At 71.9% G+C, this 14,636-nt stretch carries 11 protein-coding genes; 5 read left to right on the top strand and 6 right to left on the bottom strand.

Annotated elements, in window-relative coordinates; translation table 11 throughout:
- Positions 1–65: 65 nt before the first annotated feature.
- The 5 genes from LUM46_RS05240 to LUM46_RS05220 all read right to left on the bottom strand — a co-directional run bounded on the left by LUM46_RS05240 (position 66) and on the right by LUM46_RS05220 (position 6,112).
- Positions 66–1,805, bottom strand: coding sequence for a glycoside hydrolase family 3 N-terminal domain-containing protein (locus LUM46_RS05240; protein ID WP_274992729.1), 1,740 nt, complete (start codon positions 1,803–1,805; stop codon positions 66–68).
- Entirely contained in the window at positions 1,802–2,674 is an 873-nt protein-coding gene (locus LUM46_RS05235) for a carbohydrate ABC transporter permease (protein ID WP_274992728.1), read from the bottom strand. The genes LUM46_RS05240 and LUM46_RS05235 overlap by 4 nt, the downstream gene beginning before the upstream one ends.
- Positions 2,671–3,603 carry a carbohydrate ABC transporter permease gene (locus LUM46_RS05230; protein ID WP_274992727.1) on the bottom strand — a complete coding sequence of 311 codons (933 nt, stop codon included), beginning with the start codon at positions 3,601–3,603 and terminating at the stop codon, positions 2,671–2,673. Before LUM46_RS05230 ends, LUM46_RS05235 begins: the two co-directional genes overlap by 4 nt.
- Positions 3,600–4,895 carry a sugar ABC transporter substrate-binding protein gene (locus tag LUM46_RS05225; RefSeq protein WP_310243087.1) on the bottom strand — a complete coding sequence of 432 codons (1,296 nt, stop codon included), beginning with the start codon at positions 4,893–4,895 and terminating at the stop codon, positions 3,600–3,602. Before LUM46_RS05225 ends, LUM46_RS05230 begins: the two co-directional genes overlap by 4 nt.
- Before the next feature lie 155 nt (positions 4,896–5,050).
- Positions 5,051–6,112, bottom strand: coding sequence for a lipoate-protein ligase small subunit (locus tag LUM46_RS05220; RefSeq protein WP_274992725.1), 1,062 nt, complete (start codon positions 6,110–6,112; stop codon positions 5,051–5,053).
- A gap of 179 nt (positions 6,113–6,291) precedes the next feature.
- On the opposite strand from LUM46_RS05220, the gene LUM46_RS05215 reads away from it, so the two are divergent.
- Complete coding sequence (locus LUM46_RS05215; protein ID WP_274992724.1) at positions 6,292–7,422, top strand: N-acetylglucosamine kinase; 1,131 nt, start codon at positions 6,292–6,294, stop codon at positions 7,420–7,422.
- A gap of 111 nt (positions 7,423–7,533) precedes the next feature.
- The gene (locus tag LUM46_RS05210; RefSeq protein ID WP_274992723.1) at positions 7,534–8,451 is read left to right on the top strand and encodes a MurR/RpiR family transcriptional regulator; all 918 of its coding nucleotides are present in this window, start codon (positions 7,534–7,536) and stop codon (positions 8,449–8,451) included.
- A 69-nt stretch (positions 8,452–8,520) separates the two neighbouring features.
- Here the strand turns inward: LUM46_RS05210 and cimA are convergent, their stop codons facing one another.
- Positions 8,521–10,167, bottom strand: a complete 1,647-nt coding sequence (cimA, locus tag LUM46_RS05205) for a citramalate synthase (RefSeq protein WP_274992722.1) — start codon at positions 10,165–10,167, stop codon at positions 8,521–8,523.
- A 358-nt stretch (positions 10,168–10,525) separates the two neighbouring features.
- Between cimA and LUM46_RS05200 the strand changes: the two genes are divergently transcribed.
- Genes LUM46_RS05200 through LUM46_RS05190 form a run of 3 tightly spaced genes read left to right on the top strand, consistent with a single transcriptional unit; the run spans position 10,526 to position 14,636 of the window.
- A complete protein-coding gene (locus tag LUM46_RS05200; RefSeq protein ID WP_274992721.1) occupies positions 10,526–11,122 on the top strand; it encodes a PadR family transcriptional regulator in 597 nt (198 codons plus the stop codon).
- Entirely contained in the window at positions 11,119–11,853 is a 735-nt protein-coding gene (locus tag LUM46_RS05195) for an ABC transporter ATP-binding protein (protein ID WP_274992720.1), read from the top strand. The genes LUM46_RS05200 and LUM46_RS05195 overlap by 4 nt, the downstream gene beginning before the upstream one ends.
- On the top strand, positions 11,850–14,636 hold the full coding sequence (locus LUM46_RS05190) for an FtsX-like permease family protein (RefSeq protein ID WP_274992719.1): 2,787 nt from the start codon (positions 11,850–11,852) through the stop codon (positions 14,634–14,636). Before LUM46_RS05195 ends, LUM46_RS05190 begins: the two co-directional genes overlap by 4 nt.

The raw sequence follows: 14,636 nt of genomic DNA, 5'->3' as shown, positions 1-14,636 counted from the left end.
GCTCTGTACTCCTGGACCCTGTGCTGCTGGTGAAACGTGTGCTGCTCACTGCTCATCGCTGCTCATCACTGCTCGCTGCTGTGCTGCTCTTCGCCGTCCTGGCTGCTCGCGGGGCCGCGGAGGCGTTCGACGGCGGCCACCGCGTTCGCTCGTCCCGTCCCGCACGCCACCACGACAGCCGGGCCACCACCACTCAACGCCCCGAACCAGTCGTCGACCGGACCGGGAAGGCCCGTGTGGACCACGACGAGATCCGGCCGGACCGCCCAGAGCCGTTCCAGCCTGGTGCGTTCCGCCGAACCCGGGACGGGTTCACGGGTGATCACGACGAGCGGTCGGGAGCGGGACGCGACCCGGGGACCGACCCCAGGAAATTCTGCGCCACGTTTCGTGCCAACTCTGTCGAGATCCGCCGATACACCGTACCGGGAGAATCGGGCAATAAGCACCGCAAGTCCATGTTCGTCCGGACCGAGTTCGCCCGCCACGGCATCGCCGCCTCCGTCACCAGGCATCTCGCCGCCCTCGTCCGGGGTCATCCTGGCCCCTGGCCACGCCGCGCCGACGGCGGCCTGCACGTGCCGGGCAATCCGTCCGGCGGCGTGGTCCAGCCGGGTCCGGAGGTCGACCACGTCGGGCTCGGCCTCGGGCGGGAGCGGCACCAGACGGGCGCCCCGCACGTGCACGACGGCGTCCGCGATGCACGCACCGACCTCGGACAGGTCCGCGAGCGCCTCCTTCGCGGCGTCGACGCCGGTCGCCGTCCCGGCCGCCGACCGCCGGTCCCGGAGTGCCGTCACGAGCGCCTGTGTGCGTGTCGCGGACTCCTCGAGCCGTTCGACGGTCAGGCGGCCGGCGGCGACCGCCCGGCTCAGCGCGTCGTACGACTCGGTGTACAGGGCCGGGTCGAGCCCGAGGCAGAGCAGGTCGGCGCCCGCCTCGACGGCGCGGACGGCGGCCTCCCCCACGGAGCCGGTGAGCTGGCGCAGGGCGCCCATGTCGAGGGCGTCGGTGATGATCGGGCCCGCGTGGCCGAGCTCGCGCAGGAGCCGGGTGGCGGCGGGCTCGATGGAGGCGGGGGCCGGGCCGAGCGCGGGGAAGAGCACGTGGGCGGTCATGACGGCGTCGAGGACGGACTGGCCGGCGTCCCGCCCCTCGGGCCGCAGGGCGCGCGCGAACGGGAGCAGGTCGCGCGCCCGGACGGCGTCGAGCGGCTCGTCCACGACGGGTAGTCCTACGTGGGAGTCCACGGTGGTGGCACCGTGGCCGGGGAAGTGCTTGCCGCAGACGCCGACCCCGGCGCTGCGCACGCCGCGGGCGAACGCCGTGCCGTGCCGGGTGACGTCGTCGGGCGTGGTGCCGAAGGCGCGCACGCCGATCACCGGGTTGTCCGGCTCGGAGACGACGTCGAGCACCGGGCCGAGGAGGAGGTCGATGCCGGTGGCGGCGAGCAGGCGGCCCAGTGCCCGGCCGGCGTCCAGCGAGACGGCCGCTCCGCCGGGGTGGGCGCCGAGTGCTGCGGCGCCGGGCAGGGACGACCCGCTGACCGCTTCGAGCCGGGACACGTCGCCGCCTTCCTCGTCGACGGCGATCAGCAGGTCGGGCGAGGCCGAGTGCAGGGCGGCGGACAGCGCGGCGGTGGTGGCGACGTCCGGCGTGTTCCGCGCGAAGTAGACGACGCCGGCCAGGCCGGCGCGGGCGGCGTCGGCCAGCCGGTCCGGGACGCGCGTGCCCTCGAAGCCGGGCAGGAGCACGCCGTTGACGGCGCGCTGCGTGCGGTCCGGCCCGGCGGGCTCCGTGGTCATGCCTTCACGGCCCCCGCGGTGAGACCCGACGCGAGGCGGCGCTGGACCAGGATGAAGAAGATCATCACGGGCACGGTGATGATCGTGGACGCCGCCATGATGGCGCCCCAGTCGTTGGAGTGGATGCCGAAGAACGACCGGAGGCCGATCGCCACCGTGTAGTTCTCCGTCGCCCCGCCGAGCATGGTCATGGCGAAGATGAACTCGTTCCACGCGGTGATGAAGCCGAAGATGCTGGTGGCGACCAGGCCGGGCGCGACGAGGGGCAGCAGGACCGACCAGAACATCCGGCCCCAGCTGGCACCGTCGAGGTAGGCGGCCTCCTCCAGCTCGACCGGCACCGCCGCGACGAAACCGCGCAGCATCCAGATCCCGAACGGCAGGGCGAGCGCCACGTACACCACGACGAGGCCGATCAGGGTCCCGAGCAGCTGCAGGTCACGCACCTGCACGAACAGCGGGATGACGAGCGCCTCGAGCGGCACCATCTGCACGATCAGCACCAGCATGAGGATCTGGGTGCGCATCCGGAACCGGAAGCGGGCCACCGCCACGGAGGCCAGCAGGGCGAGCGCGGACGAGACGAGGACCGTGCCGAGCGCCACGAGCAGCGAGTTGCGCAGGAACGTGCCGAACCCGCCCTCGGTGAGCACGAACGCGTAGTGGTCGAGCGTCGGCTCTGCGGGCCAGAAGCTGCTGGTGTGGCCGGCCTGCGCGTCCAGCGAGCTGTTCAGCATCCAGTAGACGGGGAACAGCGTGAAGGCCAGCAGGAGGGCGACGAGCACCCCCTTGCCGAGCTGGCGCAGCGGCGAGCGGCGCGCGGTGCGGCGCAGCGGGCGCAGGGTGGGGGCCGTGCGGGTGGTGCTCATCGTTCCTCCTCCGCCAGCACGGTGCGGACGTAGACCGCGGTGATCACGAGCAGCAGCGCGGTCAGCAGCACGGCGATCGCCGACCCGAAGCCGTACCGGTTCTGCCCGAACGACTCGACGTACGACCACACGCCGAGGTTCAGCACCGACCGGTTCGATCCCGCGCCACCGGGCATGAGGTACACCTGGGCGAACACCTTGAAGTCCCAGATGGTCGACAGGATGATCACGACGGCGAACACCTGCCGCAGCTGCGGGACGATGATCGAGAAGAACCGGCGGAACGCTCCGGCGCCGTCCATCTCCGCGGCCTCCAGCATCTCCTTCGGCACGCCGAGGAGGCCGGCGAGCACCGTGACCGCGACGAACGGGAAGCCGTGGTGGATCACGTTGAGCAGCACGATGGCGTAGAACGTCCAGCGGTTGGTGAACCAGTTGGTGGGGTCGTCCAGCAGACCGAGACCCATCAGGACGTCGTTGAAGACGCCGCGGTCGGCGTCGAAGATCCAGACCCACACGTAGGTGCCGGTGACCGCAGGCATGGCCCAGGCCGCCATGATCGCGCTGGAGGTGACGGTGCGCCAGAAGGTCCCGAGCGAGGCGAGCAGCACCGCCACACCCGTGCCGAACGCGACGGTGCCCGCGACGGCCAGGACGGCGAACCCGATGGTGTTGGGCAGCACGACCGTCCACAGCTCGGGCGTGGACAGGATCCCGGCGTAGTTGTCGGCGCCGATCCAGTTCGGCTCACCGGTGGTGATCTCCCGCAGGCCGTAGTCCTGCAGGGAGAAGAGGAACACCCGCACCAGCGGCCACAGCAGCAGCACCGCCAGGACCAGCAGCGCGGGGGCGAGCAGCAGCCAGGGCCGCACGATGGCGGCCCTGGCCCGACCGATCCGCGGCGGCGCCGCGGTCAGCTGCTGAGTCACTCAGACCCGTTCAGGATGTTCGTCATCTCCTCGGCGGCGGCCTCGCTCGCCGTCGCGACGTCCGCGTCGCCCGAGAGGATCGACTGCATCATGGTGCTCGTGGTGGCCTTGGCCTGCACCGCGCCGTAGGTGGGCGCGGCCGGCACGGATGCGCCGCCGTCGACGAACTGCTCGGCGAACGGCGCCACGAGCGGGTCGGTGCTCTCGAGGGTCTCGTCCAGCAGCGAGACCTGGCCCGGGAAGTACCCGGACTCCTGGCCCCACTGCTGTGCGAACTCGCCGGTGGTCATCATCTCGATGAACGCGAAGGCCAGGTCCTTGTCCTCGGCCGTCTCGAACATGCTCAGGTGCGAGCCGCCCAGCACGGACGGGGAGATGCCGCCGTCCTTGCCGGGAATCGGCACGGCCGCGAACTTGCCTTCCATGTCGGCGTTGGCGTCGACGATCGCGCCCGGTGTCCACGAGCCCATGACGGCCATGCCGACGTCGCCCGCCGCGAACGAGTCGAGCACGTCGGTCTCGCGCCACGTGGTCGCACCGGCGGACGAGTAGCCGCCCTCGGTGGCCAGGCCCGTCCAGAACTCGATGCCCTCCTGCGACTCGGGGCTGTCGAGGTGCGAGGTCCAGGTCTCGCCCTCGAGCGTGGCGACCTCGCCGCCCGCGCCCCACACCCACGGGTAGACGGTGAACTCGGCGTCACCGGGGACGGCCACGGCGATCTTGTCCGGGAACTCCTTCTTCAGCGCGGCGGCCGCGTCCTCCAGCTCGGCCCACGTGGTGGGCGGCTCGACGCCGGCCTGCTCGAACATCTCGGTGTTGTAGACCAGCGAGCGCACCCCGGCGTACCAGGGCATGCCGTAGAGCTGCCCGTCGTACGTCCCGGCCTCGACGAGCCCTTCGACCAGGTCGTCCGTGACACCGGCGCCGTCCACGTGCTCGTCGAGCGGTGCGAGCGCGCCGGCGTCGGCGAACTCGGGGGTCCAGGTGGTGCCGGTCTCGGCGACGTCCGGCGTCGTGCCGCCGGCGATGGAGGTGACGAACCGGTCGTGGGCGTCGCCCCACTCGACGAACTCCACCTCGAGGGTCGCTCCGGTCTCCTCCTCGAACGCGGTCGAGACCTCGGCGAAGAAGTCGTCGGCGTCCGGGTTCGTACCCTGCATGATCCAGACGTCCAGGGTGTCGTCACCCTCGTCCGCGTCGTTGCCGCTGCCGCCGCCGCAGGCGGCCGTCGTGGCCGCGACAAGCAGTGCACCGATGGCTGCCGCTATGGGCCGCCGCATCGCTCGAGTCATCGTTCGGCTTCCTTCCGCTCGGTGCCGCGAGAGTAGCCAGTGGAATACCTGAGAAATGAACTTCCCAATACGCGGCATTGCGTGGAGATTACTGACGCAGTCAGGTATCTGCTAGGGGTGTTACCAAACCGTGATTGCTCATCATGGCACGGGGCCTAGGGAACGCGCGCGGTCCATTCCGGCGTACCGAACTTCGACTCGACCAGGCCGTCCGCCAGCGCCCACTCCGCGGGGGTGATCTCGCCGGTCACCGTGCGGTACCGCGCACGGAACGACGCCTCGAGCGCGTCGATCACGGCGGTGCGGCCGAGCCCGGTCTGGGAACGCAGGGGGTCGACCCGCTTGTTCGCGCTGCGGGTGCCCTTGTCGCTGAGCTTCTCGCGCCCGATCCGCAGCACGTCGGTCATCTTGTCGGCGTCCATGTCGTAGGCCATCGTCGCGTGGTGCAGGACGGCGCCCCCGGCCAGCCGCTTCTGGGCCGCCCCGGCGATCTTGCCCGCGGGCGAGGCGATGTCGTTGAGCGGCACGTACGCGGCGTCGATGCCGAGCCCGTGCAGCGCACCGATCACCCAGTCGTCCAGGAACGCGTAGGACCGCTCGAAGCTCAGCCCGTCCACGAGCGAGCCGGGCGCGTACAGGGAGTACGAGATGGTGTTGCCGGGCTCCATGAACATGGCGCCGCCCCCGGAGATCCGCCGGATCACGCGGGCCCCGTGCCGCGTGGCACCCTCGACGTCCACCTCGTTGCTCAGCGACTGGAACGATCCGATGATCACCGCGGACTCGTCCCACTCCCAGAACCGCAGGGTCGGCCCACGCCGTCCGCCGCCGAGCTCCTCGGTCAGGACCTGGTCGAGCGCGACGTTGAGCAGGGGTGACACCGCGGGAGTACGGATCACCTGGAACTCGTGGTCCTCCCAGGCGGTCGCGTGGCCCAGCGCGCGCCGGGTGGCCACCGCCACGGCGTCGGCGTCGAACCCGACGGCGGTCGCACCCTCCAGCGCTCCCCGCACGGCCTCGGCGAGCTGCGCCTTCGAGGAGTCGGCGGGCAGCCCGTCGAGGGCCTCCCCCATCGCCTCGAGGGCCTCGTCGGGTTCGAGGAAGAAGTCCCCGCTCACCCGCGTGCCCGTCAGCCGGCCGGGCGACCCCTCCGTCTCGACCACCTCGGTCTCGACACGAACCAGTTTTCCGTGTGGAACCTTGAACTCTCCTCGCACGTGTTCACAGTAGGCGACGGTGCCTGCGGTGCCCGACGCCGGAGCCCGACCTTTGGTACGGAAGGTACGACTCCGGCGTCGGGCACATCCGAAATTTGGCCAGAAGGCGTCGTAGAACAGACCAGAATTTCCTCCTCTCTTTAGACAACCTTGCCCTGGTTTCATGTCAGAATGGCCGGGTGTCCGAACTCGCACAGGGTATTGATGAGATGGCGGTCGACGCCTGGGTCGTCGCTCTCGACGTAGGCGGCAGCGGCTCGCGCCTCGTCGCTGAATTCGGCAACTCCACACACCCCGAGCGCATCAGCCTGAGCGGACGCGCCGTCAAGGTGAGCCACCACGGCAGCGACGCTCCGGCGGTCGTCGCCTCGCTGTGCCAGTCTTTCAACGCGTGGGCCGCCCGCATGGGCCACGACGGGATGAGCGACGGCAGCACCGCCCCCGTCGCCTCCGCCGCTGTCGGCATCACCGGGCTGACCTCGCTGGTCGAGAAGCCGACCGACGTGCACGACATCCTGGCGCGCGAGCTGCGGACCAACCGCACCGCCGTCGCCGGTGACGCGCTCACCGCCCACCTCGGCGCCCTGGCCGGCCGCGCCGGAGCCGTGCTCTCCGTCGGCACGGGCGCCGTGGCGTTCGGCTTCGACGGCGTGAGCCGCTGGCGCCGCGCCGATGGCTGGGGCCACCTGCTCGGTGACCTGGGGGCCGGCGTCTGGGTCGGTGGCGAGGCGCTGCGCGCCGCAGGCCGCTACCACGACGGCGCGTCCCGTGGCGCCTCGAAGCGCCTGCTGGAAGCAGCGGTCGCCAAGTTCGGCCTCATCGAGAGCTGGCCCAACCAGTTCTACAAGAACGCGGAGCGTGCCCGGCAGCTCGCCTCGATGGCCCCCGAGGTCATGATCGCGGCGGCCGAGGGCGACCCCACGTCGATCCGCATCCTCGAGGAGGCCGGGCGGCACCTCGCCGACACGCTGTCGAGTGCGCTCGGCCGCGGCATCCCGCCGCTCGCGTCGACGACCGGCCGCCTGGTGCAGGAGGAGTCGCCGCTCACGGTGTCGCTCACCAAGCACCTCTCGGAGGACCGGCCCGACGTCTCGCTGGTACCGAGTGCCGGTTCGCCGCTCGACGGCGCGCTCAAGCTGGCCCAGCGCCTGCGCGAGACGCCGCAGTCGGTCGCCGGCTTCCGGCCGTGGCTCACCGTCCGGGTGGACGGCCACCACACGCTCCACGAGGCCGCCGAGGACATGGGGGCCGCGGAAACCCTCACTGCTGAGCTCTCGGCGACCGAGCTGCCCGGTGACGAGCTTCAGTGACCGACGGTCGTTCACTGACGCCTCCCTTCACTACCCCGTCGTGCCCGAATCCCCGGTACGGGTGTAAGTTCTCGACCCCTAGACCCCCCACCCCATCCCGGGAGATGCGACATGACAGGTGACGTCCTCGTCCGACTCAGGCGCGCACTACCGACGCTGCGACCAGCAGAAGCCAGAGTGGCGCAGACGGTCCTCGACGACCCGAACACCGTCGTCCAGTCGACCATCACGGAGCTCGCCGGTCACGCGGACACGTCACAGGCCACGGTGGTGCGGTTCTGCCGTGCCGTGGGCTACGCCGGCTACCCCGAGTTCCGGATCGACCTGGCGCAGGCGACCAGCCGGCGCGAGGTGGAGATGGAGCGCTCCGGCATCGCCGAGGGTGAGATCAACCAGACCGACGACATCGAAGCCGTCGTCTCGAAGATCGCCTTCCACGAGGCCCGCACCATCGAAGAGACCGCCCGGATGATCGACACCGACGCGATCGAGCGGGTCGCCACGGCCATCTCCGAGGCCAAGCGGGTCGACGTCTACGGCGTGGGTTCGTCCAACCTCGCCGCTGCCGACCTCGCGATGAAGCTGCAGCGCATCGGCGTGTTCGTCTTCACCTCCCCCGACCCGCACCAGCAGCTCGCCTCGTCGGCGCTGCTCGAGCCGGGCCACGTGGCGATCGCCGTCTCGCACTCGGGACAGACGCGGGAGACCAACCAGGCGCTGGAGATCGCGCGCAAGCGCGGCGCGCTCACCGCGGCGATCACGAACTTCCCGGACGCGCCGATCGGCCTCGTGTCCGACGTCGTCCTGGCCACCACGGCCCGCGAGACCCAGTTCCGGGTCGGCGCCATGTCGAGCCGCATCGCCCAGCTCACGGTCGTGGACTACCTGTTCGTCCGCGTCGCGCAGCGCACGTACGACCGCTCGTCCATCGCCATCAAGGCGACGTACGAGGCAGTGCGCGACCAGCGCCTGGACCAGGGCAACAGCAAGCCGGACCGTCCGGCGACCCCGGCCACCCCGGTCGCCTGACCCTTCCCCACCGCCGAGGTAGTCGTCTGGCGAGGGCCTCGCCAGACGACTACCTCGGCGCTCCGGGGGTCAGGGGTGGGGGGCTACGCCCGACTTCAGCAGGCCGTACACGTAGGCCTCGGTGACCGCCTCCCAGGCGGCCTCGACCACGTTGGGACCCACCCCGACGGTGGACCAGGAGTGCTCGCCGTCGGTCGTCTCGATCAGGACCCGGGTGATCGCGTCGGTGCCCAGCTCCGTGTCGAGGATGCGCACCTTGAAGTCGATGAGCTCGAACCGGCTGAGCTCCGGGTAGACCTGGGACAACGCGGTCCGCAGCGCCTGGTCCAGCGCGTTGACCGGCCCGTTGCCCTCGCCCGTCGTCACGATCCGCTCACCGCCGGCCCGGATCTTGACGGTCGCCTCGGCCACGGCGACGGCATCGGGCGCGTGGACCGCCGGCGGCGCCGCGCCCGCGGGAACGGTCTCGATGATGGTCCGCCACGACTCGACCGTGTAGAACTCCGGACGGCGGCCCAGCTCGGACCGCAGCAGGAGCTCGAACGACGCGTCGGCCGCCTCGTAGGTGTAGCCGGCGGCCTCGTCCGCCTTCACGCGGTTGGTGACCCGGGACAGCAGCTCACCCTGGCCGGCGAGGTCGAAGCCCAGCTCCCGGCCCTTGAGCTCGATCGAGGCACGACCGGCCATGTCCGAGACGAGCATGCGCATGTCGTTGCCGACCAGCGTCGGGTCGGTGTGCTGGTACATGTCCGGGTCCACGCGGATGGCGCTGGCGTGCAGCCCGCCCTTGTGCGCGAACGCGCTCGCCCCGACGTAGGGCTGCCGCGCGAACGGTGAGATGTTCGTGATCTCGCTGATGGCGTGGGAGATCCGGGCGGCCTCCCGCAGGCCGTCGTCGGCCAGGAGGGACATGCCGCCCTTCAGCTCAAGGTTGGCGACGACGGTGACGAGGTCGGCGTTGCCGGTGCGCTCGCCGTACCCGTTGACGGTGCCCTGCACGTGCGTGGCGCCCGCCTCGACGGCGGCGAGCGAGTTCGCGACGGCGCAGCCGCTGTCGTTGTGCGCGTGCACGCCGAGCAGCTGCCCGGTGCCGGGCGTGATCGCGCTCTTCAGCTCCCCCACGATCTCGCCGACCCAGGTCGGCAGCATGCCGCCGTTGGTGTCGCAGAGCGTGACGACCTCGGCGCCGGCCTCGAACGCGGCGGTGACGGCGCTCGTCGCGTACTCGGCGTCGTGCCGGTAGCCGTCGAAGAAGTGCTCGGCGTCGAGGACGACACGGCGGCCCTCCGCGACGAGGAACGCGACGGTGTCGGCGATCATCGCGAGGTTCTCGGCGCGCGTCGTCTTCAGGGCACGCTCCACGTGCCGCACGTCCGACTTGGCCACGAGCGTCACCACCGGCGTCGCGGCATCGAGCAGGGCTCGCACCTGCTGGTCGTCGCCCGCCCGGACGCCCGCCCGCCGGGTCGCCCCGAAGGCGGCGAGCACCGCGTTCTTCAGGGTGAGCTCGGTCGCGGCACGCGCGAAGAAGTCGGTGTCCTTGGGGACCGCGCCCGGCCAGCCGCCCTCGATGAAGCCGACGCCCAGCTCGTCGAGAAGCACCGCGATGGCGAGCTTGTCGGAGACGGAGAGGTTCATCCCCTCCTGCTGCGCGCCGTCGCGCAACGTCGTGTCGTACACCTGGAACGAGGCGGCGGTCAACGAGGAGGTGGTCATCGATGCTCCCAACGATGTGGCTGACGAGAGGGCTGACGATCCCGCGGGAGCAGAACCGCCAGACCAACAAAAAAAGACCCTCCGGGTGTGGAAGGTCTGCGCGTCCGGTGGGGTGTCTCCGGACGCGCTACGAAATGATGATCGCCTGTCGCAGGGTGAAGCGCGGGGTCATGCGGGTCATCGTGCCACAGCCGCGCGGACGACGGAAGTGGTGACCAGCAGGCGGACCGACCGCACCCGGCCCGCCCTTCACCCGTTCCCCCGGCGGCTCTTCCGTTGACAACGGATGCTTACTCGGTAACTATCGATCCGAGAGGTAGTTACCCAGTAAGCAACCGACAGGGAAGTGAGCCGCCTCGTGTCCATCCGCCAGGGGTTCCTCGCGCTCCTCAGCGAGCAGCCCATGCACGGCTACCAGCTGCGCCAGGAGTTCGAGCGCCGCACGGGCGGTGCCTGGCCGCTCAACATCGGGCAGGCGTACACGACGCTCGCACGTCTGCAGCGCGACGGTCTCGTGGAACCCGTCGCGGACGGCACGGAGGGATCGCCCGAGCAGTTCCGCCTCACCGGTACGGGCGCCGTCCAGGCCGAGGCCTGGTGGGTCACCTCCGTCGGACGCGAGAAGCCGGGCCGCGACGAGCTGGCCATCAAGCTCGCCCTCGCGGTGACGGTCCCCGGGGTGGACGTCACCGCCGTCGTGCGGCGGCAGCGGGACGAGACGCTGCGCGCGCTGAGAGCGCTGACGAAGCAGAAGCGCGGCCTCGACCCTGCCGCCGACCTCGCCCACTCCCTCGTGCTGGAGTCCCAGGTCTTCGCCGCGGAGGCCGAGGCGCGCTGGCTGGACCACGTCGAGGCCTCGGTCGCGGCGTACGGGCCGGCACGGGCGGGCACAGCGGGTAGCGACACCACGACGAACCAGCCCACCGGGGCACTGACCAAGGAGATGACGCGATGAACGTCCCGCTGGAGATGAAAGGCGTCACCCAGGTCCACGGCCGCGGCGCGAACGAGGTGCACGCCCTGCGCGGCATCGACCTGACGGTCCGCGAGGGCGAGCTCGTGGCGGTCATGGGTCCGTCCGGGTCCGGCAAGTCCAGCCTGCTGAACGTCGCGGGCGGCCTGGACACCCCGACGTCGGGCAGCGTGCACGTGGCCGGCACGGACATCGCACGCCGGGGAGCGCGCGAGCGCGCCGCCGTCCGGCGCCGTGACGTCGGCTTCGTGTTCCAGGACCTCAACCTCGTGCCCGCGCTCACCGCGCTGGAGAACGTGGCGCTCCCCCTGGAGCTGGACGGCATGCGGCCGGGTGCCGCGCGGGGCGACGCCGAGGCGGCGCTGGCCGAGGTCGGGCTGCTGGAGGCGGCGGACCGGTTCCCGGAGGACCTGTCCGGCGGTCAGCAGCAGCGCGTGGCGATCGCCCGCGCCCTGGTGGGGCCCCGGCGGCTGGTGCTCGCCGACGAGCCGACCGGCGCCCTCGACTCCGTGACCGGCGACGCGGTGATCCGCCTCCTGCGCGCACGGGTCGACGCCGGCGCGGCGGGACTGCTCGTCACGCACGACGCGCGGTACGCGGCGTGGGCGGACCGGACCGTGCACCTGCGCGACGGCCTCGTGGAAGGCGGCGGGCCCGGCTCCGACGGCGCAGGCCTGGACGAGAGCGGCGAGCTGCAGGGAGCTGACGCGTGAACGCCAGGATCCCGGGCACCGACCGGCCGACGGCGGGTCTCCGGTACCGGCAGGTGGTCGGCCGCTGGCGGCTCGCGCTCCGGCTCGCCCGGCGCGACCTGCGCCGGCACGCGGGTCGCGCCGTGCTCATCGCGGTCATGGTGGCGCTGCCCGTGGCCGCGGGGTCGTTCGTGATGACCACGCTCGAGTCCAACGAGCCGTACGCGCCCGCGGACACCGAGGCCGAGCTCGGACCGGGGCTCCAGGCGAAGATCGAGGGCATCGGAGGGCCGATCGAGCAGTTCTGGCAGGGGAACGGCTCACTATGGTTCTGGGACGCCGTGGGCTGGACGAAGTACGACTCGGTGACAGCGGTCTCGATGCCGTACCAGGAGCTCGAGCAGAGCATCGAGCGCCAGCTGCCCGACGACGACCAGCTGGTCCGGGCGCTCAAGGGCACGGTCCGTCTCGACGACGGCGAGGGCGCGGCCATGTCGGTCGCCGTGCAGACCGACTTCGCCGAGCCCGACGTCGCGGCCCGGTTCCCGGTGCTGCAGGGGCACCTGCCCGGCGACGGTGAGATCGCCGTGACCCAACGGCACCGGGACCTGGGACTCGACCTCGGCGACACCGTCGAGGTCGAGCTGGCCGACGGCACGACCACCACCGCGACCGTCAGCGGCATCGTCCCCCGCACCATCGACATGATCTCGCCGGTGCTGCTGCCGGAGTCGGGCCCGCTCACACCGCCCCAGGAGGTCGTCTCCCGCGGCTTCGACTACCCGCTGTGGTACGTGGTCGGCGACGCCCCCGTCACCTGGTCCGACGTCCAGGACATCAACGCCGCCGGCGCGTTCGTGACCAGCAGGGACGTGCTCCTCGACCCACCGGCGCCCGTGAACGCCGGGAGCACGTGGTCCGGCTACGTCGACTGGGCGTCCCTCTCCGTGATCGCCGCGCTGGTGCTGGTCGGGCTGCTGGAGGCGGTCTGGCTCATCGGGCCCGCCTTCGCGGTCGGGGCACGGCGGGAGACCCGGTCGCTCGCGCTGCTGGCCGTCAACGGGGCACCTGCACCCACCCTGCGCGCCGTGATGCTCGCCCGCGGGCTGCTCACCGGGGCGGCAGGATCGCTGGCCGGCGTCGGTCTCGGGATCGCGGCGACCGCGGTCCTCGCCCAGATGATCCCCGACCGGCTCCCCGCGCTGCGCCTGCCGGTGGGCCCGCTCACCGCGATCCTCCTGGTCGGGGTGCTGCTCGCCGTCGTCTCCGCCTGGCCACCGGCCCGGCGCGCGGCACGCGCCGACGTCGTCACCGTGCTGGCCGGGCGGCGGCCCGAGGTCTCGACCCCCCGCTGGCCCACCATCATCGGCGCGAGCGCCGCGGTGGGCGGCGTCGTCCTCGCCGTGGTGGCCGGCGCCCAGCACTGGGCCGTCGGGCTGTCCGCGGGCATCGTGGTCGCGGACCTCGGCCTCATCCTCGCCTGCGGCGGCATCGTCGCCCTGCTCGGCCGGGTCGCCCACCGGCTGCCCTGGACATGGCGCTTCGCCCTGCGCGACGCCGCACGCTACCGGGCTCGCACCGTGCCCGCCGTCGCGGCCGTGCTGGTCGCCATGGCCGGGGCCACCGCCGGGTTGACCTACTTCGACGCCGAGAAGGTCGTGGTGGAGGGGACCCCGTACTGGCCGTGGGCCTCGACCGGGACGGTCGCCGTGACGCAGGGGTACGGGCACGTCTTCGCGGAGGACGAGTCCGAACGCCTGCAGGCCCTCGTCGACGAGGCGCTCCCCGACGCCGGCCCGCTCCTGCCCCTCCCGGTCGCGGTGATCCCCGCGTCCGCCGACAACAGCCCGGCTCCTCGCCGGGAGCTGCTCGACCTGACCGTCCTGCCGGTCGATCCGGCCGGCCCCGATGTCAACCTGTCTCCCGACTTCAACCGGTGGCCCGGCCCCGTCGTCACCGACGGGTCTGACCGACAGCTGCTGCACGCGCTCGGCATCCCCGAGGAACACCTCGACGACGTCGCCGCGGCGCTCGCCGACGGACGCCTGCCCCTGCCGTCCTCGCACGTCGACGCCGACGGGAACGCGACCGTGACGGTCCGGGCGTACTTCGACGACCCGCCCGTGGAGGACAGGGTGCTCCCTGCCGCCGTCGTGGGCGTGCCCGGAGAGCGGATCCGGAACCTCCCGATCCTGCCGGAGGCGCTCCTCGACGAGCTCGGCGCGGAACCGGCGCTCGGGGGGTACCTGGTCGAGAACCCGACCGTTCCGACCTCCGAGCAGAAGTCGCTGCTGCAGACCCGGGTCAACGCAGAGCTCGTCGGGTTCGCCTCCGACAGAGCACTCGACGTCAGGGTCGAGACGGGCAGGCAACCTGGCCAGGGCTCCGACAGCCTGCTGGGGTCGCTCTCCACTCCGTGGACCAACGATGCTCGGCCCATCATCGGCCTGGCCATCGCGCTCGCGGCGGTGTTCCTCGCGCTGGCCGGGACATGGTCGGCGGTCGCCCTGTCCGCGGTCGACGCCCGGCCCGACCTGGCGACGCTCGCCGCGGTGGGCGCGGCGCCGTCGGCCCGACGGCGGGTGGTCGCCGCGCAGGCCGCGACGATCTCGGTGATCGGGTCGGCGCTCGGCCTCGTGGCGGGCATCGCGATCGGCATCGGATGGACGCTGCTGTCGAGGTATCCGGTCGAGGTCCCCTGGCTCCAGGTCACCGCCCTCGCCGTCGCCGTCCCGGTCCTGGCCACCGTCGCGGCCTGGACGGTGACGCGCTCCCGCGTCACCCTGACCCGCCGCCGTTCCTGA

Origin of the sequence: Promicromonospora iranensis, from assembly GCF_028994805.1 — a bacterium.
In the GTDB taxonomy this organism is placed as follows: domain Bacteria; phylum Actinomycetota; class Actinomycetes; order Actinomycetales; family Cellulomonadaceae; genus Promicromonospora; species Promicromonospora iranensis.
The sequence above is the reverse complement of the archived record's forward strand: the minus strand, read 5'-3'. Positions and strand labels throughout refer to the sequence as shown.

Coding starts and splice junctions, on each gene's coding strand:
- LUM46_RS05240 (WP_274992729.1), bottom strand. CDS start 1,805: ATGACCACGGAGCCCGCCGGGCCGGACCGCACGCAGCGCGCCGTCAAC.
- LUM46_RS05235 (WP_274992728.1), bottom strand. CDS start 2,674: ATGAGCACCACCCGCACGGCCCCCACCCTGCGCCCGCTGCGCCGCACC.
- LUM46_RS05225 (WP_310243087.1), bottom strand. CDS start 4,895: ATGACTCGAGCGATGCGGCGGCCCATAGCGGCAGCCATCGGTGCACTG.
- LUM46_RS05210 (WP_274992723.1), top strand. CDS start 7,534: ATGACAGGTGACGTCCTCGTCCGACTCAGGCGCGCACTACCGACGCTG.
- cimA (WP_274992722.1), bottom strand. CDS start 10,167: ATGACCACCTCCTCGTTGACCGCCGCCTCGTTCCAGGTGTACGACACG.
- LUM46_RS05195 (WP_274992720.1), top strand. CDS start 11,119: ATGAACGTCCCGCTGGAGATGAAAGGCGTCACCCAGGTCCACGGCCGC.